Below are 21,347 nucleotides of genomic sequence, written 5' to 3' on the forward strand. Positions count from 1 at the left end.
AGACAAACACAAGCGGCTTCCCAATCTCTAGCTGCAATGCATAATTGGTTTTGGATGAGAGGTTTAAGGAGAGGTCTATGAGCTGGTTGAATGTTCCCGACCCCACGCCCGGAGATGCGGCAAGCTGCGATCCGATTGACACAATCATTGTCCCACGCACGTCCGATCTCGGTGGATTTTCCGTGCGCCGCGCCTTGCCGTCTGCCAGGCGGCGGATGGTCGGCCCGTTTATCTTCTTCGATCAGATGGGTCCCGCAGAGCTGCTGGTTGGCGGCGGTGTCGATGTCCGACCGCATCCGCATATCGGCCTTGCGACCGTCACCTATCTTTTTGAAGGCGAGATGTATCACCGCGACAGTCTGGGAACGGAAATTGCGATCTCACCAGGAGCTCTCAATTGGATGAATGCGGGTAAAGGCATCGTGCATTCTGAGCGCGAACGTCCCGAGCGCATGAACCAGACACGCCCGCTGTTTGGCCTGCAAAGTTGGGTGGCGCTGCCGAACAATCTGGAGGAAAGCGACCCGACCTTCCAGCACTTTGGCACGGAAGAACAGCCGGAATTTTCTGATCAAGGGGTCTCGGTGAAGCTGATTGCCGGTTCGCTTTATGGCCATAATGCGCCAGTGAAGACGGCAACAGAGATGTTTTACGCCGACATCCATTTGGAGCCCGGCGCAAAGGTCCCACTCGACGCTGGCTGGGAAGAACGCGGCATTTATACAATCGCCGGGCAAATCTCTATCGCTGGCCAGACTTTCGATCCGGCACAGCTTCTGGTCTTCAAGCCCGGCGATTCCCTGGTGATTGAAAACATCTCGCCCTATCCGGCTCGCTTTGTTGTTTTGGGCGGCGAACCAATGGATGGACAACGTTATATCTGGTGGAACTTCGTCTCTTCGTCCAAGGAACGGATCGAACAGGCCAAGGAAGACTGGCGCCAGGGCCGGTTCGACATTGTTCCGGGCGACGAGGAAGAATTCATCCCCCTGCCCGACCGGCCCGGGCCTTAATCCGATAGCGACAGCAAACAAACGGCCGCTTCACAATTTTGGAGCGGCCTTTTATCCGAAACCGGTGCGGAAACGGCTTTCGGTCACCATTGCCCTTGAAGGTCTGTCTTGCCCTTTATACAAGACAACGATGTTTCAAGGAGTTGTCATGCCCGCACAGCCACGTCCCATATTCCCAAAAGATACTCTCGCCCTGCGCTGGGAGATTATTGAGACGGCCCGTGCCTTGCCAAAACGCGGACTGACCAAGGGCACTTCGGGCAATGTCAGTGCCCGGACGACAGACGGCTTTCTGATCACACCGTCGGGAACGCCTTATGAGGAACTCACGGAAGCCAAGATTGTCGCAGTTGACCTCAACGGCTGTTACCGCGGAGACATCTTGCCGTCGTCGGAATGGCGCATGCACCTTGATTTTTATCTGGCGAAACCGGCCTGCGGTGCCGTCGTTCATTGCCATAGCCCGCGGGCAACGGCGCTTTCCTGCCACCGCAAGGGCATTCCCGCCTTCCACTACATGGTGGCACTGGCTGGCGGGGACCGCATCGACTGCGCCCGCTATGAGAGCTTCGGCACCCGCGCCCTCTCTAAAGCCATGATCGAAGCCTTAGGCGACCGGAACGCCTGCCTTCTCGGCAACCACGGACAAATTGCCGGTGGCCCGACACTCAAGAAGGCGCTCTCGGTCGCTGAAGGGGTCGAAGACTTGGCGGATCAGTATCTTTCATCCCTTGCGCTCGGCGAACCGGTCCTGCTGAATGAAGCCGAAATGGCGGATATTCTGCAGAAATTCAAAAGTTACGGCAAACAACCCGGCGAATTGAAAGACGGCCAAGACGCTGCCTTTGAACTGCCGAAGAAAGTGGGCTGATATGCGTCTGGGCATTGATTGGGGCGGAACCAAAATCGAAATCATCGCTCTTGGCGATGAAGGCGAGGAACTTTTCCGCCAGCGCACAGGCACGCCAAAAGATGATTACGACGGCTGCCTTCAGGCCGTCAAAAGTCTCGTTGAAGCTGCGGAAAAAGCGACTGGTCTGACCGGGTCTCTCGGTCTCGGCATTCCAGGGTCTCTGTCGCCCAAAACCGGGCTCGTGAAAAACGCCAATTCCACCTGGATGAATGGCAAACCGCTCGACAAGGATCTGGAAACGCTGCTGAACCGGCCAGTCCGAATCCAAAACGACGCCAATTGCCTGGCCGTTTCTGAAGCCACCGACGGCGCGGGCGCAGGCGCTCATATCGTGCACGCCGTGATCATCGGCACTGGGTCCGGGTCTGGCATCGCCATTGATGGCCACGCCCATCTTGGCGCCAACGGTATCGGCGGCGAATGGGGCGGCATCGCCCTGCCCTGGATGACGGCCGAAGAATTTCCAGGCCCCAAAAGCTGGATCGGTCATAACGGTGTGATCGATCTTTGGTGTTCCGGAACCGGATTTCAGCTGGACTACAAGGAAAAAACCGGTACCCCGCTCAAAGGTCTCGAGATCATCGAGCTCAAGCGGGCGGGCGATCCGGTCGCCACGAAGGTCTACCGGGATTATGTCAGCCGTCTGGCTCGTGCGCTCGCGATGTCGGCCAATCTTTTGGACCCGGACGTCTTTGTGCTCGGCGGCGGCATGTCCAACATCGCCGAACTCTACGACGACCTTCCGGATGCCATGCTGCCGTTTGTGTTTTCCGACACGTTCGAAACACCTATCCGCAAAGCCAAACACGGCGACAGCTCCGGTGTGCGCGGCGCCGCCTGGCTGTGGAACGATTGATCCGAGTTTTCATTTCTTCTGCCGTGCCGGACGCATCAGACCAGAAAACCTGAACCAAAAGAGATGCCCAAAAACAAAAATCCCGGCGCAAGGCCGGGACATTTGTTCGGTTCATGAGTGTAAATAAAAACTAACCTCTGCCCTTGCCCAGAGCGACAAAGACGATGCCGAGAGCAACGGCGGCGATGGCGCCGATTTTGGCTGCATTCGGGATTTCACTGAAAACCAGGTAGCCAAGACCGAGGCCTGCGACCGCTGCGACAGACCCGATTTGGCTCAGGTACACCGGTCCGGCGACCTGCTGAAGGCGGAAGTAGAGCCCGTACTGCACCGCGAAAGCTCCGATGTTTGCAATCAGCAGACTTGCTGCTGCCGATGTCCAATCGACCGGGATGACCGGGATTCCCATGGCCGCATTGAAGACAACCAGCGCCAGAAACGCGGTCACCATCATGCCAAGGGCCAGCTCGATTGCGGTCGCCCCATCCGGCCACTTTAAGGTCCGGTAGATGTTGCCGGCTGCCAGAAAGACTGGGATCGCCAGCGTGACCACCGACCAGAACGAGGCTTCCGCCGACACGCCGGCTCCGCCGCCCGCCAGCAGAACACCGCCAACAACCCCGGCCAAGACACCAATGCTGCGCAGCATTTTGAACCGCTCCAGGCCGATCAAAACGGCAAAGGCATAGGTCAAGACCAGAGGAAAGGCGAACGTCAGCGAGACAAAACTGGCTCCCACTTTGGGCGCTGCCATCACTGCGATCATATTAGGGGCGATGAAAAGAAGCCCGGTGATTGAAATGTAGGTCAGCAGCCGGATCTTGGCGGACCTTTCCCTCCGGCTTTCCCGGCCGCTTTCGGCGCCTAAGAGTTTCGTGACGAAATACAAAAGTCCCGCGCCGCCAATAATGGACCACTGCAACAGACCAAGCGGATGCCAGCCCACCATGGGCCCGGATTTTGCGAAGATCATCGACAGCGCCAGAAAACTGCCGACGATAAGCAGAAGAAACAGCGGTTGATCATAGAGCCGCGTCAAAAGAGACCCGCGATGAGATGCAGCGGATAAGGCGCCCTCAACAGTGGTTTTTGCTGTCTCCGACATAAGAAAGTCCTTTATGAAATTGCTCACGAACCAGACGGTTCGGCTTGTCGAGAATGAACATAATCATTTTTATCTTTATATCAAGATACTTTTTTGCAAGCTTCTTGAAGTCGATTGACAAACAGACTTGATTGACGCAGTTTCCGGCCAATCACAACAAAGCTGACCGTCCCCGCCACTCAACTTTTTTAGAGGCAAAGACTTGGTCGACACCGGCGCGCCAGGAAACAAACCATGACGAAGCCCCCTTCTGAGAAAACCAAGAATCCTCAACACCTCTTTGGTGATCCCGAAGATCTGTTGATCGACCGGGCTGAACGCGCCCAGCGCCAATGGCAGAAGGAAATTCCTGAAATCCGGGACCAGCTGACCCCGATGGTCGTCTTGGGCCGGCTCAACGAAGCCTCTCAGGTCATGAGCAATGATTTTTTGACCCCGGCCTATGCCAAAATCGGCTTGAAGATTGGCGAGTTCGATGTACTGGCAACGTTGGTTCGCTCCGGTCCGCCGTACAAGCTGACACCCACCGAGCTTTACCGCACCACAATGATGAGTTCCGGCGGCATGACGGCCCGCCTCGACAAACTGGAAAAAGCCGGTCTGGTGGAACGCTGCCCGCATCCGGAAGACCGGCGCGCGCTCACGGTCTGTGTCACAGATAAGGGACTGGACCTGATCAAGGGCATGATGCCGGACTACGTGAAAGCCCAGGCAACCGCCGTGGATGGTCTGACAACAGACGAACAGGACCAGCTTTCTGGTCTCCTGGAAAAACTCATCCGCTCCGCAAACGAAAAAAAGCCGGGGTGATCTAAAGTCTCGACGTTTAGTCCAAGACAAAGCGCGCTGTTTCCCGGCTGGCGGCTTTGCCATTTCGGACAAGCACCGCCTCTCCTTGATAGGTCCCGGCCTGCCAGCGCTTTTCCCGCAATTTCCGCCCGGAAAAAGCAACCCATTGCGCCTTGGTCTTTTCCATCGGTTTACCGGAAGAGGCTGCAAATTCTCCATCCGGCCCCTCCACCTTTAAAACCAGCCGGTCGCCCTTGCGCAAATTGATGGCTCTTGCAAAGAATACCAAGGCATCAGCAGAAGCGGACGGTTGTGAGACAGTGCCGCGTTCCAACTCGCCCGTTGATACTGGGCCACTGGCAAACCCGAGCTCTATCAGACTGCCCGCAGCATCCTTCAATAAATCGCCTGCTTCGGCTTGCCACAGCGACGTTTCCTGAACCGGCCCGGCTGCGGCGCATGCATCTTGAAATTCGGCCGACGGGCTACGCCCCAAAAACGGATCGAACACCGCACCGTCTTTTCGAACCGATAAATGCACATGGGCAAAGGCCGCAAGACCAGAATAACCGATCCGGCCAAGCTTCTGTCCGCGGGCGACCTTGTCTCCCGGCTGCACAGCAACGGACCCTTTTTGAAGGTGGCAGTACTGGGTTTCCCAGCCGTCTTCATGGACAAGAACCACGCCGTTGCCACACTCCCGTCCCACGATATCAGCCCGGTCTTTCTCTGTCTGCACAAGCCGGTCGGCCATGTCATTGCGGACACCGCGGACAATGCCGGCGGCTGCGGCCAGAACATTGGCTGTTGCTTTGGTGTTCAACACCCGGAAGTCTGTTCCCTTATGGCCATCATAGGCTGCTGCGCCGCAGGCCGCATCCAACACACCAGGCTCTGGATCAAGGTCGACGTAATTCTGGACAAAACAGTCTTGGCCCAGCTTACAGTCAACAGGCAAGCTGAGGCGGAACGTCTCCTTCGCCTGCACCGCTTCATGCAAAGGTACAAAAAAGCTCAGGGCGAAGACTGCCCTTGCAAACCATGAAAAAGCCTGTGCACGCGTCACATCAGATCCTATCAAAATAGACATGCCCCCCAGACACATAACCCGTGAAAACTGTCAAGGTTTTCCAAACGTGGCCACTGGCGCTGATCACATCCTAGAATTTCTAAAAAACCAAATGCCGAACATTATGTCAGCAACTGCCGACACAGGCGTTTTTCAAACAGATTCCTCCGTCAATTCATCCTCCAATGCCTGCCACTGCCTTGGGGAAACCGCCTCTTTTGAGGCTAGCAGCCAATAGGTCTGATGGTGCGGCAAGGAATCCTCTGACAGGCGGATCAGGTCTCCGGCGGCGAGCGCGGCTTGGCATAAGGGTAACGAGCCGAGCAAAACACCAAGGCCAGCCTTGGCCGCGGTCAAAGCCGAGGAAAACGTATCGAACCTATACTCCGGCAATGGCACGGCGGGTGCGCCAAACTGCAAGATCCAATCATTCCACCCCGGACGCGGACCAGACACGGCTATGCGCGGCAAGTCATGCCAGTCCTTTTTGCTCTTGAGAAGTTCGGGCGCGGCCACCGGCGCCAGAATTTCCTTATAAAGCGGCACCTTATAGGCCACCGGCCAGGTGCCCGTGCCATAGCGCACCCGGATGATGTCGTCGTCCTGCAACCCGTCTTCGGTAAGAACCATAGTTTTAAAGGAAAACTGCGCCCCCGTGGCGTCAGAAAGCCTGTTCAATCGGGACATGATCCATAAATCGATGATCGAGGTGCTGGCTGACACTGTCAACCGGTTGCGGCTGACACCAAACAACCCTTCGGAACTGTCACGCAGCCGGTCAAAAGCCGAGCGCACATGGGGCAACCAAGCCTCCCCTTCTACGGTCAAGGCGATGCTGCGCGGCTGACGCAGAAACAACTGCGTCCCCAAGAGTTTTTCCAGTTTTCCAATCCGCTGGCTGATCGCCGATTGGGTCAGCCCGGTCTCTTCAGCGGCTCCAGTAAAACTGCCGCAACGCGCCGCCGCCTCAAAGGCCCGCACCCACTCTAATGGGAGTTTGTCGAACTTTTGCTGAGCCATTACGAAATCACCATCTCAGACTGACAAATCATAATTTGAATTTATGCATAAACCACACGATCTTGAGCGCAACCCAATTAGGAGAGGCTTTGGGACATGATCGACGTTTCTATTCAAGATGGTGGCACCTATCTGACGCTTTCTGGCAAAGGCGCATCTTACCGCTTTCATGCCATCTGGCTGCGCGACAATGCCTGGGATGCGGAAACCCGCTCTTCCGGCAATGGTCAAAGGCTGATTGCCCTGCGCGACATCAGCCCGGATGTTTCCGTCTCGGCTGCAGAAGTCCGTGGCGGCACGCTGCATGTCACCTTCGCCCCGGAGCAAAAGACCGTCGAATATGCGCTCGATTGGCTTTTCGAGAACAGCTACGACAAGGAGCATACCTGTGAACGCGGCTGGACGTCCGCAACGATTGAACCTTGGGATGGCACCTTAAACTCTGCCGTTCCATCGGCAGATTTCTCCGCCGTTCAATCCAACCTTTCTGAAAAGCGTGCGTGGCTGGAACAGGTCGCAAGATACGGTTTTGGAAAACTGACCGGCGGCCCAACCGAAGATCAGGCTTTGATGAAAGTCGTCGACCTCTTCGGCTATGTCCGCGAAACCAACTATGGCCGCCACTTTGAGGTTCGCACAGAAGTCAATCCGACCAATCTGGCCTTTACCGGCCTGGGCCTGCAGGCCCACACCGACAACCCCTACCGGGATCCCGTGCCAACCGTGCAAGTGCTCTACTGCCTGGAAAGCTCGGCTGCGGGCGGCGAAAACATGGTCGTCGACGGGTTCCGCGCTGCGCTGCGCCTTCGCGCAGAAAACCCGGAATGGTTTGATGTCCTGAGCCGATATTGCGCCAAGTTCGAATATGCCGGTGAAGACGGCGTCATCCTGCGCTCGCGCCGGCCGATGATCGAGTTGGCGCCTGACGGTGAACTGATCGCCGTGCGCTTCAACAACCGCTCCGCCGCCGCGATCACAGATGTGCCGTTTGACGACATGGCCACGTATTACGCAGCTTACCGGCGCCTTGGGGAAATCATTGACGATCCGGCAATGGAAGTGACCTTCCGCCTGGAACCGGGTGAATGTTTCATCGTCGACAACACCCGCGTTCTGCATGCCCGCAAGGCCTATTCGGGCACTGGCACCCGCTGGCTGCAGGGCTGTTACGCCGACAAGGACGGCCTGTTGTCGACGCTGGCTTCCCTGCAATCAGAGCTGCCGGAGGTGGCGGAATGACGAAGCCGGATTTTTCCATCCTGACCCAGGACAACATCGTCGCGTTTCTCGGCGACATCTTTGAACGCTGCGGCGATGAGGAATATCTGGGTGAACCGGTCACCATGGCGCAGCACATGCTGCAAGGGGCGACAATCGCCGAAGAAAATGGCCTTGAGGAAGACATCATCGTCGGTGCCCTCCTCCATGACATCGGCCATTTCACGTCCGAATTCGGCACGTTTTCGATGAACGACACCGAAGACCGCTATCACGAAGAAGCCGGAGCAGAAGTGCTGTCAGCCTTTTTCCCATCGGTGATCACGGATTGTGTCCGCTATCACGTGGCGGCCAAGCGGTATCTCTGCGCCACCAAGCCGGACTATTTCGACCGCTTGTCGGACGCTTCTGTTCACTCCCTGAACCTGCAAGGCGGGCCTATGTCTGAGGAGGAAGTTGCAGAATTTGAAAAGAACCCGAACCTGAAAAAAATCATCCAGGTCCGCTATCTGGATGAAGCGGGTAAACGCGCAGACATGCAAACGCCCGACTTCTGGCACTTCGCACCGATGGTCCAAAAGATCGTAGACGGACACATGCAGACCCTGGCAGCCGAACGCACTGCTGATGCGGACACCGAGCGGGAGGCTGGATAAATGGCAAGCCCCGTCTGCCTCATCATCATTGACGGCCTGCGTCATGATACGGCAATTGACGAGTGCGGCTATCTGATGGCCGCCGTTGAAGCCAAACAAGCCCGGGTCTGGCAAATGCAGAGCTGCCTGCCGACCATCTCCGCACCGCTCTATGAGACCATCCACACCGGGCTCGCCCCGATCGAGCACGGTATCTTGAGCAATGAGGCGATCCGTCCGTCAAACAAACCGAATGTCTTCTCGGCCTTGAAGGCCGCTGGCAAAACCACTGGCGCCGTGGCGCATTCCTATTATCACACGCTTTACGGCGGATCGCCGTTTGACCCGTTTGAGCACACGGAAATCAACGATCCGGCAGCGCCGGTCCCCTATGCCCGCTACTATTCGATGGAAGGCTATTCAAAAGTCAATCCCGCCTTGCCGTCGGAGACCGATCTTTGCGCGCAGACTTGGCACCTCGCCCAGACCCATAAACCGGACTATCTTCTGCTGCATTCTTCCAGCTGCGATTCCCTCGGCCACTACTACACCAGCAATTCGGCCGAATACCGCCATCAGGCCTGGCGGGCCGACAACGCGCTCTCCCGGCTCATTCCAAGGCTCCGGGACGCGGGCTATGATGTCCTTGTGACAGCCGATCATGGCATGAACGAAGACGGCCACCATGCGGGCAATCAGCCCGGTTTGCGCGCTGTGCCGTTTTTTGTGTTTTCTGAGCGGTTCAAGGCTCCGGAAAGTGAAACGTTGGACCAAAAGGCGATTGCACCAACAATTCTATCCCTTGTGGGCATCCCGTTGCCTGAGACGATGAAAGCCGTGCCTTTGATTTGATCGTGGTGTGCGGCAATTCGCCTAAGGAACTTCAACAGGCCTTGATTTGCAATTCGTCAGGAGATGACCGACGTTCTGATCCACTTAATTTCCAGAACTATTGGACATCGACATGATCAAATGGATCGCGAGCCTCATCACTGCCGCAATGCTTATTGTGCCTGCCGCGGCGCAGGACGAATTGCAGATCAAGGACCTTCAAAAGGGCACGGGCGAAGAAGCCAATGTCGGCGAAACGGTGGTGGTTCACTACACCGGTTGGCTGATGGACGGCACCAAGTTTGATTCCAGCGTTGACCGCGGAACACCCTTCTCCTTCACCCTCGGCGAACGCCGGGTGATACCCGGCTGGGAACAAGGGGTCGAAGGCATGCAGGTCGGCGGTAAGCGCGAACTGATCATTCCGCCGCATCTGGCCTATGGCGCTTCTGGTGCAGGCGGCGTCATCCCGCCGAATGCCACGCTGAAGTTTGAAATCGAGCTGCTTGAGGTCAAGGCCAAGAAGTATTCCAATCTCGGTAATGACCAGTTGAAAGCCAAGCTGGCGGCCGGCGCCACTGTGATCGACATCCGCCGTCCAGACGAATGGAAACAGACCGGTGTTATCCCTGGCACCCATCTGGTAACCTTCTTCGATGCCTCCGGCAACACCAATCCGAATTTCGGCAAAGCCCTACAGTCGTTGATTTCCGGGCCGAACGATGAAGTCATCTTTCTGTGCCGGACCGGCGCCCGCAGCAAAGCTTTGTCGGAATATCTCTCAGGTCAAGCCGGCTTTACTCAAGTTGCCAATGTCACCAACGGCATCACCAGCTGGATTTCAGACGGCGGTGAGGTCACCGACGCCACTCAGCCGGAAAACTGCTGGCTGTGCTGACGACCTCGGAGGGCTAGTGCCAAAAACCTCTGCGGCTACACCCCCTCCGCCAGCTTCAGGCTCAGCCGGTTATGGGTTTCGATCACCGGCCCAATGTCCATTGTTGTAATCTGACCATCTTCCACAACCACCTTTCCGTTGATCACCGTGGTGTTGACGGTTTGAGGTGCGCAGAAGACGACGGCTGCGACCGGGTCATGTAGCCCGCCGGCGAAATTAATCGAATTCAAGTCAAGTGTGAAGAAATCTGCACACTTGCCTGTTTCCAAAGAGCCAATATCGTTTCGACCAAGTACGGAGGCGCCCCCGAGTGTTGCCAGTTCTAGAGCTTCACGCGCCGTCATCCATTCTCCTGCGCGCAAGGGATGTGCCGGCGGCAGAAGCGCATATTTGCTCGGACCTTCCGGCGGCTGCAAGCCCAGCTGAAGGCGGGCCAAAAGCATGGCCTGCCGGGCTTCCATCAGCATGTTGGAGCCATCATTGCTGGCCGAGCCGTCCACGCCGAGACCTACCTTCACACCAGCGGCCATATATTTCTTTACCGGCGCAATGCCCGAGGCAAGCCGCATGTTGGAGCACGGGCAATGGGCTGCGCCGCAGCCGGTCTTGGCAAACAGACGGATCTCATCGTCATCCACATGAATGGCATGGGCGAACCAGACATCGTTTCCGGTCCAATCCAGCCCTTCCATCCATTCCACGGGCCGTTTGCCGAAGCGCTCCAGGGTGTAGCGCTCTTCATCCTGCGTCTCGCACAAATGGGTGTGCAGCATCACGCCTTTGTCGCGGGCGAGCGCCGCGCTTTCACGCAGTAGATCTTCAGAAACCGAGAACGGCGAACATGGCGCCACGACCACACGGGTCATTGCATGGTCATTCGCATCGTGAAAGCGATCAATCACCCGGACGGTGTCTTTCAGAATGAAGTTTTCGTCCTCGACACACTCATCCGGCGGCAGCCCGCCTTTGCTTTCTCCGAGCGACATGGAGCCGCGGCTGGCGTGAAAGCGCACCCCAAGGTCTTTTGCTGCTTCAATCTGGTAATCGACCTTATTGCCACTTTGAAAGAGATATGTGTGGTCGAACACCGTGGTGCAGCCGGAGAGCGCCAGTTCAGCCAAACCAATCAACGTGCTCGCACGTGAGGCTTCCGGATCTGTTTTGGCCCAGATGCGGTAATGGGCTTTGAGCCAGGGAAACAGATTGTTGTTTTGCGCAGCCGGCAAATTGCGCGTCAGGGTCTGATTGAGGTGGTGATGTGTGTTTACAAAACCGGGCAAGACGATCTGCCCGGTGGCATCAATGACCTTATCCGCTGTTGTCGGCAGATCCTCCGTCGGCCCGACCTGCTTGACCACACCGTCAACGGCAAAAAGCCCCCCGCCCCGGATTTCCCGGCGCCCACCATCCATCGTGACAAGCATTTCGGCGTTTTTCAAAAGCAGGGTTTGGGACATCATAAATCTTTCAAAAAGGAAACGTTGCCGGCCACCCTAGCCGGTCGCTTTTATTCTGACCACGCTGAGCCCCCACGAAACTCTTTCAGGCCAAACCATAGAATATTGGATTTCTGACGGCAGCTTCCCCTTAGAGGCATCAGCGGCATACGCGTGCGTTGGCAAATGATGGAGTACTTCTGACACCGGAGAGCGTTTACTGACCGATTTAGAAAATTCTGTCTGTGGAACTGCAAGCCATTGCCACCCTCCTCACTTTCCATTAAAGCTTGCTCCATGATTAGAAACCTGAAAGCAGCTTGGTGGTGGCGCGGCGCGAAATAGGCGGCCAGCGATCACTCATGCTCTGACAGGATCGAACATTTCACCAAGGCCGCCGCGGGATACCGCTGGCGGCCTTGGTGCATTATAAGGCCGCCATTAGCTCCACAAAGGCCGGAAAATACGGGGACGTACCATGCCGCAACTGGCAGACCAGAGTTATGTAACGGACAGCGGGATCACGATCCTGCGCAGCTCACGCCCTTCCGACTATGAGACCGGAACATCCGAATGGATCGACCGGCTGGATTCTGAACGCGGCGCGGTCCTTGCCTCGTCTTACGAATATCCTGGCCGTTACACCCGTTGGGATATGGCCCTGGTGAACCCACCGCTGGTTATGGAAGCAGCCGACCGGAAAGTCGAAATCCGCGCCCTCAATGACCGCGGCAAAGTCTTGATACCTGCCATTGAAGCGGCTTTGAAAGACCATGTTGATGTTGAGGCCTATACGGCGACCGCAGAAAAGATCAATCTAACGGTCAAAAAACCGGATCGGGATTTCCAGGAAGAAGAGCGTTCGCGTCAGCCGTCGACCTTCTCCATTGTCCGGGCGTTGAAGGACATGTTTGCCTGCAACGACGATCAGCTCGGCCTCTATGGCACCTTCGGCTACGACGTCGCCTTCCAGTTCGAACCGATCGATCTGAAGCTGGAGCGCCCGGACGATCAGCGCGATGTGGTTCTGTTCCTGCCGGACGAAATCTTGATCGTCGACCACCACGGCAAACGCGCCTATGTGCTGGAGTATGATTTTGTCGTCGATGGTGTCTCCACTAAGGGACTGGAGCGGACCGGAGAAAAGCAGCAATACACTCCAGCCAACCGCGATCCGGGCCGCGGCGACCATGAACCAGGCGAATACGCCAAACTGGTCGATGAAGCCAAGGAATACTTCCGCCGGGGGGATCTGTTTGAGACCGTACCTGGACAGGTGTTTTATGAATCTTGCCCGAACCCTCCGTCGGCCGTTTCCAGGCGCTTGGCCCAGATCAATCCGTCGCCCTATTCCTTCTTCTTCAATCTCGGAAACAACGAATATCTGGTCGGTGCTTCACCGGAAATGTATGTCCGGGTAACCGGTGGCCGCCGGGTGGAGACTTGCCCGATTTCCGGCACCATCCGCCGCGGCAAAAATGCCATCGAAGACGAAGCCCAGATCCGTAAGCTCTTAAATTCGGCCAAAGACGAAGCGGAACTTACCATGTGTTCCGACGTCGACCGAAACGACAAGAGTCGGGTCTGTGTGCCAGGGTCGGTCAAAGTGATCGGCCGGCGCCAGATCGAGATGTATTCCCGGCTGATCCACACGGTGGACCATATCGAAGGCACCTTGCGCGAGGACATGGACGCGCTAGACGCGTTTCTCTCCCACACTTGGGCGGTGACGGTGACCGGCGCCCCCAAACGCTGGGCAATGCAATTCATTGAAGATCATGAGAAATCACCAAGGGCTTGGTATGGCGGCGCCATCGGTGCGGTTCTCTTTAATGGCGACATGAACACTGGCCTGACTTTGCGCACCGTGCGCATCAAGGACGGTGTTGCCCAGATCCGTGCCGGAGCGACCCTGCTCTACGACAGTATCCCGGAAGATGAAGAGGCCGAAACCGAACTCAAGGCCGAAGCCATGCGTGCGGCTGTCCGCGAAGCTGGACTTGCCATTAAATCGGCAGATGCCGGTGACGCGCACAAACCTGGAGAAGGTCTGAAAATCCTGCTGGTCGATCATGAAGACAGCTTTGTGCACACGCTGGCGAACTATTTCCGCCAAACCGGCGCGGATGTTGTGACCTATCGGACCCCGGTCGCTGACCACGTCTTCCATGATGTCAATCCGGATCTTGTTGTCTTGTCCCCTGGTCCCGGCAATCCCAAAGATTTCGATTGCGCGGCAACGATTGGCCGGGCCCGCGCCCGCGCGCTGCCGATTTTCGGTGTTTGCCTCGGACTACAGGCCTTGTCGGAGTATTTCGGCGCTGAGCTTGGCCAGCTGGATGTGCCGATGCACGGCAAACCGTCCCCCATCAGCGTTGAAGGCAATTCCCTGGTCTTTGACGGTTTGACTGCACCGGTGACCGTCGGCCGCTATCATTCTCTCTTTGCGAAACGGGACACACTGCCCAGCGAGATCCGCGTTACGGCTCAAACCGAAGATGGCGTCGTTATGGCAATCGAACACCAGAAAGAAGCGATTGCCGCCGTTCAGTTCCACCCGGAATCGATCATGTCTCTCGACCAGGACGCCGGCCACAAAATAATAGAAAACGTTGTATCCCGGCTGGTTCAAGCAAAACCGCTGGCCGAAACGGGGTAAAATTTCCTGACCAGGTCTCCTTACGTCACGGATTTACCGCTTAAGAGCTGCAGGATACGATCCTGCAGCTCTTTTGTTTTGCAGCGATTTCGGGAGGATCCATGACCGAATACTCAGACCATCTGAACCTGTGGCTCAGCGGCCTTGAAGGTGGGGATAAATTCAAGATCCTGAACAAGATTTTGGCAGATGACTGCGTGTTTTACAGCCCCGTCATGCACACACCGCAAAAGGGCAAACAGCTGACATTTCTTTATCTCGCCAGCGCGTTCACTGTCTTGCTGAAAGAAGGCAAATTTCAGTACCGGCGGATCCTTGAACAAAGCAATGATGCTGTTCTGGAGTTTGAAACCGAGATCGATGGGATCCTCATCAACGGCGTCGACATGATGACCTTCAACGACGATGGGCAGATCACCGAATTCAAGGTGATGCTGCGGCCGATGAAAGCGCTTGAAAAGGTCAAGGCGTTGATGATGGCTGAGCTTGAGGCGATAAAATCAGCTTAAGCTGGCACCTGAACTCTTGATCAGTACAGCACCAACAAAATCAGAGATGTGGCAGGTGATTGTGCGCAGAACCGTCAGCCGACCTTGGTCGCGCTGGCAATAAATTCTCTAATATCAACGCGCAACGATCGCATGTGTTCTTCCTGCGCGCTAAGAGTCTCGGCTTCCGCAAGCACTTGATCGCTGATTTCTTTGCTTTCCACCATAGCTGTTTGAACGTCGGAAATGCTTTTGCTGACTTCAACAGCTCCGGTGGCAACTTCGTCAATATTCTGTGCAATTTCACTCGTCGCATCCGCCTGCTCTTCCACGGATGATGCAATTGCTGTTGAGACTTTGCTGACCTGGTCAATTGCTTTGCCAATTTCCTCGCTTGCTGAAACTGCATTTCGAGTTGCGGACTGCAAACCTGAGATTTGACCGTTAATGGTCTGCGTCGCATCTGCGGTCTGACCGGCCAGGGCTTTGACTTCCTGCGCAACAATCGCAAATCCGCGGCCATGTTCGCCGGCGCGCGCTGCCTCAATTGTGGCATTCAACGCCAGAAGGTTGGTTTGTGCAGCGATATCCGTAATCAATTGAACCACATCACCAATTTCGGATGACATTTTCGCAAGGCTACCGATTTCCTTTTTCATGACTTCTGATTTAGAAACTGCACCGGTGGCTGTGTCAGCAGCCGAATAGACCTGCCGATTGATCTCCTTGACCGAACTGCTCAATTCCTCAGTGGCAGCCGAAACACTTTGCATGTTGGCCGATGTTTCCTCTGCCGCAGAGGCTAACATCGTAGAGTGTTCATTTACGGTGTTGCTAGTGTGTGCCACACCGGTCGACAACGTATTCAACTCCTCGACGGATTTAGTGACCGTATCCACGACCTCTTTCAGCCTGGATTCAAATTGATTTGCGAGTTCACAAAAGGCGTCATGCTTTTCTTTTATGGCAATGGTCGCCTGGTTGATGCTGCTGGCGGCACTGGCAAAACCGCCGACCATTCCGGTTTCGGATATCAATCGGAAATGCTGGTTGCGACCGACATAATCCAGACACGCCTTGGATTCGCGCAAATAGGCGTCCGTCCGGTCAATGAGCAAATTGATCGAATGCATCAGCTCAGCGGCATCGCCCTTCTCCGTGATGCCAATGATGCGGGCTTCGAAGTCACCGGCAGCGACTGCCTTGCACACCTTGGTCGCCTTTTTCAAAGAGGATCTGCTCAATCCGGTCATCATGTGTCTCTTCCCAAACTCAAACTGAAGCGAAGTCCCATTCGTCACCTGCAATCAAGCAACCGCGCGCAAGTTTGCGAGGAACTCGTCATAGCCAATCCCATTTTCCGCCAGCAGATTCAGCACCATCTGTTCTGCCGCGAGCATGCCTTCTTTACGGCTGGCATGACGTTTCTCCTCTTCCAGGAGGGCGCTGTAGAGAGGAATAATATGCTGATTGATCACTGCTTTTTCCGGAACACGCCGGTTGGAGTGATAACTGATTATTTTCCCGCTTGAATCAAAGCTCGGCGTGACATGAGCATAGACCCAATAATGGTCACCGTTTTTGCAGCGGTTGATGACATAGGCGAAGATTTCATTCCCCGCCTCTAACGTCGCCCATAGCAGCTTGAAAACGCATCGAGGCATGTCCGGGTGACGGATTATGCTGTGAGGCTGCCCCAAGAGTTCTTTTTCGGTAAAACCCGCCACTTCTAGAAAAACACGATTGGCGTAGGTGATCCGGCCCTTCAGGTCGGTCTTGCTCACAATAACATCATCGCGCGCGAAGGTTCTTTCGTGTCCAGTTAACGTAACTGTCTTAGGCACCCCAACACCCCCGGTAAGTTGCAGCAAAAAACTCAGCACACCTCAAAAAATCCTCGCAAAGTATTCGGTGAAGCAATTTAAATTTTACTAAACACGACAATACGTATTATCACAATATTATTTTCTACATTGATATAAATACGGTTATTGTTTTCAACAAATACGACCGACCCATAAATCCGAACATCAATATTCGAAATTAAACATCGAAATGAAAAATTCATATGAATATATTTGAGATTTCCGCGAACCTTCACCTAGGTAAGGTAATGAAATATACGCTTATATTGCCGCCAAGGTTTTAACGAAGTAAAAATCGAGCTAATCTTCAAATGGGCTTTCCCACCGGAACAGCTGCTCGGTGGGCAGATGAGTTCGGTTGTAACTGTGGCAAGGATCAGCGGTGAAGATTTCAAGACCATTCCGACGCCGCCTTTTTGCACTGCCGCTTGCATCGTGTTTGCTTGTATCCGCTGCGTTGCTGCTGCCGATGCCAAAACCGGCAAGCGCCCAGACACCGCTGATTGAAAACACCTTACTGGGTATTGGCATTTGCCCGCCGTGGCACCCGCAATCCGTAGAGGTTTGCCGCAACAGTGTGGAAACCGTTTTAGACGCTTTTTCTGCGCGCCTTGACATATCGGCAGCCGGTAGACGGATGATGCTCAATGAAGGCGCCTCTGCGGCCAATTTGAAAAAAACCGTGATGGAGCTAGCCAACACACTGGGCCCGTCCGACCGGCTGATCATATACGCCAACTTGCCGTCGACCAGCACCGACCAAACGGACGCGGGTGAAAACAGCCGCCAAATCCTGCAATTGTGGGCCGATCACGAGCCGGAAACCACACAGATAGCTATTGAAACCGGTACATGGGTCTCAGCACCGGCCTTTGCCGCCATGTTACATACCGTGCCCGCCGGCGAGGTTATCTTAATTCTGGACACAAACAATTCAGATACGATCGACGCCGAACTCTTGGAAAAACACGCGACCAATTTGGACGAACGGCCGGAAGCGCTAGTGACATCCGCAGGCGCAGGACAAAAGGCCAATTTTTCCGCAGACCGGACGATTGCCCTGTTCGCAAAACACCTGGCAGTAGCCCTGGAGGCGGTCGACGGAACACTGGCTGATGTGATCCAAACCGCTTCCGCGGGAACACGGCAGGCAGCCATCCCCATTTGTATTTCTCTCAAGGAAAACCAATCGGATGGCCCGAAGGAAGAAAAAAACTGCACACAGGTCCCGGAAATCCATGATCCGGCAGGTATCCTAGGAACAATCGCTATGCCGGTGATCGTAGCCGCTTCTAACGGCAATTGACCGCAGTATTTGGCAATGACCCGTCGGTAAATCCGAGAACCTGATCAGTTGGCAAGCTCTTTTGCCTCAAACGGCTCTTCCCCAAGCTCACAAGCAAACCGCAGCTGATCAAGCGCCGATCTCACATCTGCAGGCGCTTCATGGACAAGCTGATCAACCGGAGCTGGCTTGCCGATCAGAAACCCTTGAGCTTCATGGCAGCCACGCTCTGCTAATAGACAGAGCTTTTCGGTATCCTCAACCCCTTCGGCAACAATCCGCATGTCCAACGCTTTGCCGAGCCGGACCACAGTTTCAACAATGGCCAGCGAGTTATAGTTCCGCGAGGCTTCTTGAACGAATGACCGGTCGATCTTGATGCAATCAAACGGGAAACGGCTCAGATAACTGAGCGACGAATACCCAACACCAAAATCGTCGAGGGCGATTTTGACACCAACGGCTTTCAACTTCGTCAGGATCGACAGGGCCCTAGCATCATCTTCAATCAACGTGTTTTCGGTGATCTCCAGCTCAATCCGGTGCGCCGGGATGCCCGACGCTTCGATCGCGCTTTCGACATCTTCCAAAAAGTCCTTGTCGCGGAACTGGACCGGACTGACATTCAAACTGATGTTTGCGGACGGAATCTCCTGCGCTGCCACCGCGAGCGCTCTTTGCAAAACGAATTTGCCAATACCAATGATTTGGCCCGAGCCCTCAGCGACAGGGATAAACTCGCCTGGACTGATGAGCCCTCGTTCCGGGTGGTGCCACCGGATCAATGCCTCATAAGATACGATTTGTCCGGTCGCCAGATTGAGCCGCGGCTGAAAATAGAGTTCGAACTCGTTGTTTGAGAGAGCGGAGTTCAAGTCCTTTTCCATAGCCCGGCGCTTGCGGACCTCAGCCCCCATGCCCTGGCGGAACAGACAATAGGTTTGCCGCCCCCGGCTTTTGGCGTTGTAAAGTGCGATATCGGCATTTGAAATGATCTGTTCTTCGCTATCAGCCGATGTAATCAACGCCACTCCGACACTTGCGCTTGGTTTGACGACCAGCCCGTGACCACAGTTGATCGGCTCTGACAAAAGCGAGACCAACCGGTGCGCCATATCCTCAGCCTGATTGGCAAAAGCAATCGAAGTCTGAATGATTGCAAATTCATCCCCACCAAGCCGGGCAACCGTATCACTTCCCCGGCAAGCGGAAATGAGCCGTTCAGCGGTTACCCGGATGACTTTGTCGCCCGCCGGATGCCCATGCAGATCATTGATGTCTTTGAACTTATCCAAGTCGACCAACAATAGGGCCGCCCCCTGCCCGGCCTTATGACAACGCGTGAGTGTATGTTTCAACTCTGCATTAAAAACGGCCCTGTTGGGCAAATCCGTCAAGGGATCGTGCTGGGCCAGATGCAGAATTTGCGCCTCAGCTTTCTTCCGCTCCCGCAAGTCAACCAAAGCCGAGACCCGGGTCGGCGTCCCGCGGTAAGAAATCACACGTGTCCGGATTTCGACCGGCACCCTCTCGCCCGAACGGTTGATGAAAGTGACTTCGCGCGGTTCTTTTTCTGCTTTGACCAAATGCTCTTCCAAGGTTCCGGCTAAATCGGTCTCGACAAACTCATAAAGTCCGCGCATCTCCAGATCTTCTATGGAGTGACCGACCAGCTCTTCAAAGGTTTTGTTGCCGTCTAGAATGCGGCCATCGACCGAAATTACGATGGCATCAAAGGTCGCGTTGGCCAGCGCCGACAGGCGCTCAGATTCTTCCTGTGTCCTCTTCGCATCGGCAACACGTGAATACGCCTGTTCCTGGCTTTGAACGGTTTCCATCAATGCATTGAAGAGACGGGTGAGCCTTTCGGAATCTTCGCCCTTAGACACTTTAAGTCGCATCGACAAATCCGCTTTGCCAGCAATCAAGCTATCAAGTGCATCTTCCACATGGCCAATGCCGAGCCGCGTGCCATGCTCGGCTTCATTCAGCCCAATATCCTCATCCTGGCGGGACAGGCGGAGCGGCCGAAGCTTATTCAGAAGCCCAAGTACGAGGAAACTTACGCCAAAGCACCAGGCGAAATTCGTCAAGACACCTTGAAGCTGGATCATTAACTGCGGCATACGTGCCCCAAGCGGCAATGAGTCTATCGGCGCTAGCAGAGCTAAGGCAAGCGTCCCGGCAACACCGGCAAATCCATGTACACTGATCGCGCCGACTGGATCATCCAGCTTGAACCTGCGCTCCAGAAACACTGCTCCCAACAGAGCAACGGCGCCACCAAGCGCACCAACGGCCAAAGCTGCTGGCGGGGTTAGAATATGGCAACCGGCGGTCACCGCGACCAAGCCGCCCAAAAGGCCGGAGATGGAGTTTTCCGGCAGAACCACACCGTCCCGGTATTTTCCTAGCAGATAGCCTGCCGCTGTTCCGGCTGCGGCAGCCAGAACCGTATTGGCAAAAATGCCTGGCACGTCCGGGCTTGCTGATAGGGTCGATCCACCGTTGAAGCCAAGCCAGCCGACGAACAGCGCAAGTGCTCCTGCGGTTGCCAGAACCGAGCTATGGCCCTGGATCCGACAAGGGCGACCCTCGGTATCAAAGCGCCCAATCCGCGGCCCTAGGAAGATACAGGCTGCCAGCGCTATCCAGGCACCTGTTGCATGCACCACGGTGGACCCCGCGAAATCGACAAATCCCCTGTCAGCAAGAAAGGCCTCGGCATCCGGATACAGCACACCGCCCCAGGCCCAGCGGGCAAAAACCGGATAAATCAGTCCAGCAGTCAGTACGGTGCACCAGATGTATGCTTGGAGCCGCATGCGTTCCGCGACCGCCCCTGAAATGATGGTTGCCGCAGTCCCGCAGAACATCACTTGAAAGGCAAAAACGGTCAAAATCCAAGGAGTAACATCCGACAAGGCAATCAGGCGTAGATCAATCCCGGCGAACCAGCAGCCGCCAGCGCCGAATGCTAGGCTAAAGCCGAACACGGCGAAGATGATCACACAGATAGCGAGGTCAAGCAGGTTTTTCTGCGCCACATTGATGGAATTCTTGGACCGGACCAGGCCCGCTTCCAACAGCATGAAACCAACCTGCATCAGCAGTACGAGCCCAGCGGCCACCAGCAGCCAGACCATATCCAATGTTCTTTGCAAGCCTTCGACCGCTGCAGCCGCAGGTGATGCCAGAAATGGCAAACAAAAAACTCCAGGCAGCAACCCAAGTCCAAATAGAGCCCGCATCATGTGTAATCGATTT

The 21,347-nt window shown here is 55.4% G+C and carries 18 protein-coding genes; 11 read left to right on the top strand and 7 right to left on the bottom strand.

The features are described from left to right. Positions 1–77 precede the first annotated feature (77 nt). The 3 genes from ACOOFE_RS15005 to ACOOFE_RS15015 all read left to right on the top strand — a co-directional run bounded on the left by ACOOFE_RS15005 (position 78) and on the right by ACOOFE_RS15015 (position 2,782). Complete coding sequence (locus ACOOFE_RS15005; RefSeq protein WP_420410799.1) at positions 78–1,013, top strand: pirin family protein; 936 nt, start codon at positions 78–80, stop codon at positions 1,011–1,013. Positions 1,014–1,161: 148 nt separating this feature from the next. Further along, on the top strand, positions 1,162–1,884 hold the full coding sequence (locus tag ACOOFE_RS15010; RefSeq protein ID WP_420410800.1) for a class II aldolase/adducin family protein: 723 nt from the start codon (positions 1,162–1,164) through the stop codon (positions 1,882–1,884). A 1-nt stretch (position 1,885) separates the two neighbouring features. Then, positions 1,886–2,782, top strand: coding sequence for an ROK family protein (locus ACOOFE_RS15015; protein WP_420410801.1), 897 nt, complete (start codon positions 1,886–1,888; stop codon positions 2,780–2,782). 130 nt (positions 2,783–2,912) lie between these two features. On the opposite strand, the gene ACOOFE_RS15020 is transcribed toward ACOOFE_RS15015, so the two are convergent. Next, positions 2,913–3,887, bottom strand: a complete 975-nt coding sequence (locus ACOOFE_RS15020) for an EamA/RhaT family transporter (protein ID WP_420410802.1) — start codon at positions 3,885–3,887, stop codon at positions 2,913–2,915. 234 nt (positions 3,888–4,121) lie between these two features. On the opposite strand from ACOOFE_RS15020, the gene ACOOFE_RS15025 reads away from it, so the two are divergent. Further along, complete coding sequence (locus ACOOFE_RS15025) at positions 4,122–4,697, top strand: MarR family winged helix-turn-helix transcriptional regulator (RefSeq protein ID WP_420410803.1); 576 nt, start codon at positions 4,122–4,124, stop codon at positions 4,695–4,697. Between the two features lie 16 nt (positions 4,698–4,713). Here the strand turns inward: ACOOFE_RS15025 and ACOOFE_RS15030 are convergent, their stop codons facing one another. Continuing rightward, the gene (locus ACOOFE_RS15030) at positions 4,714–5,742 is read right to left on the bottom strand and encodes a M23 family metallopeptidase (protein WP_420410804.1); all 1,029 of its coding nucleotides are present in this window, start codon (positions 5,740–5,742) and stop codon (positions 4,714–4,716) included. Between the two features lie 156 nt (positions 5,743–5,898). Further along, positions 5,899–6,765, bottom strand: coding sequence for a LysR family transcriptional regulator (locus ACOOFE_RS15035; RefSeq protein ID WP_420410805.1), 867 nt, complete (start codon positions 6,763–6,765; stop codon positions 5,899–5,901). Positions 6,766–6,861: 96 nt separating this feature from the next. On the opposite strand from ACOOFE_RS15035, the gene tmpA reads away from it, so the two are divergent. From tmpA to ACOOFE_RS15055, 4 genes are all read left to right on the top strand, one after another. Then, a complete protein-coding gene (tmpA, locus tag ACOOFE_RS15040) occupies positions 6,862–8,004 on the top strand; it encodes a 2-trimethylaminoethylphosphonate dioxygenase (protein ID WP_420410806.1) in 1,143 nt (380 codons plus the stop codon). Further along, positions 8,001–8,639, top strand: a complete 639-nt coding sequence (gene tmpB / locus ACOOFE_RS15045) for a (R)-1-hydroxy-2-trimethylaminoethylphosphonate oxygenase (RefSeq protein WP_420410807.1) — start codon at positions 8,001–8,003, stop codon at positions 8,637–8,639. Before tmpA ends, tmpB begins: the two co-directional genes overlap by 4 nt. Next, on the top strand, positions 8,640–9,470 hold the full coding sequence (locus ACOOFE_RS15050; protein WP_420410808.1) for an alkaline phosphatase family protein: 831 nt from the start codon (positions 8,640–8,642) through the stop codon (positions 9,468–9,470). It begins immediately after the preceding gene. Positions 9,471–9,582: 112 nt separating this feature from the next. Then, positions 9,583–10,347: an FKBP-type peptidyl-prolyl cis-trans isomerase gene (locus ACOOFE_RS15055; protein ID WP_420410809.1), complete on the top strand. Its 765-nt coding sequence runs from the start codon at positions 9,583–9,585 to the stop codon at positions 10,345–10,347. Positions 10,348–10,382: 35 nt separating this feature from the next. Here ACOOFE_RS15055 and ACOOFE_RS15060 read toward each other — a convergent pair whose 3' ends face one another. Then, the gene (locus ACOOFE_RS15060) at positions 10,383–11,804 is read right to left on the bottom strand and encodes an 8-oxoguanine deaminase (RefSeq protein WP_420415586.1); all 1,422 of its coding nucleotides are present in this window, start codon (positions 11,802–11,804) and stop codon (positions 10,383–10,385) included. Between the two features lie 457 nt (positions 11,805–12,261). On the opposite strand from ACOOFE_RS15060, the gene ACOOFE_RS15065 reads away from it, so the two are divergent. Together ACOOFE_RS15065 and ACOOFE_RS15070 are read left to right on the top strand one after the other, a co-directional pair. Further along, positions 12,262–14,442: an anthranilate synthase component I gene (locus tag ACOOFE_RS15065; protein WP_420410810.1), complete on the top strand. Its 2,181-nt coding sequence runs from the start codon at positions 12,262–12,264 to the stop codon at positions 14,440–14,442. Positions 14,443–14,543: 101 nt separating this feature from the next. After that, positions 14,544–14,951 carry a nuclear transport factor 2 family protein gene (locus ACOOFE_RS15070; RefSeq protein ID WP_420410811.1) on the top strand — a complete coding sequence of 136 codons (408 nt, stop codon included), beginning with the start codon at positions 14,544–14,546 and terminating at the stop codon, positions 14,949–14,951. Positions 14,952–15,025: 74 nt separating this feature from the next. Here ACOOFE_RS15070 and ACOOFE_RS15075 read toward each other — a convergent pair whose 3' ends face one another. Both ACOOFE_RS15075 and ACOOFE_RS15080 read right to left on the bottom strand, forming a co-directional pair. Beyond that, positions 15,026–16,186 (bottom strand): methyl-accepting chemotaxis protein, encoded by a 1,161-nt coding sequence (locus ACOOFE_RS15075; protein WP_420410812.1) that lies wholly within the window; start codon positions 16,184–16,186, stop codon positions 15,026–15,028. Between the two features lie 51 nt (positions 16,187–16,237). Further along, the gene (locus ACOOFE_RS15080; protein ID WP_420415587.1) at positions 16,238–16,774 is read right to left on the bottom strand and encodes a PAS domain-containing protein; all 537 of its coding nucleotides are present in this window, start codon (positions 16,772–16,774) and stop codon (positions 16,238–16,240) included. Between the two features lie 403 nt (positions 16,775–17,177). Here ACOOFE_RS15080 and ACOOFE_RS15085 point away from each other — a divergent pair, with 403 nt between their 5' ends. After that, positions 17,178–18,101 (top strand): hypothetical protein, encoded by a 924-nt coding sequence (locus ACOOFE_RS15085; RefSeq protein ID WP_420410813.1) that lies wholly within the window; start codon positions 17,178–17,180, stop codon positions 18,099–18,101. Positions 18,102–18,145: 44 nt separating this feature from the next. On the opposite strand, the gene amt is transcribed toward ACOOFE_RS15085, so the two are convergent. Next, positions 18,146–21,286: an ammonium transporter gene (amt, locus tag ACOOFE_RS15090; protein WP_420410814.1), complete on the bottom strand. Its 3,141-nt coding sequence runs from the start codon at positions 21,284–21,286 to the stop codon at positions 18,146–18,148. Between the last annotated feature and the right edge of the window lie 61 nt (positions 21,287–21,347).

Origin of the sequence: Roseibium sp. (assembly GCF_965216085.1) — a bacterium.
Lineage (GTDB): Bacteria > Pseudomonadota > Alphaproteobacteria > Rhizobiales > Stappiaceae > Roseibium.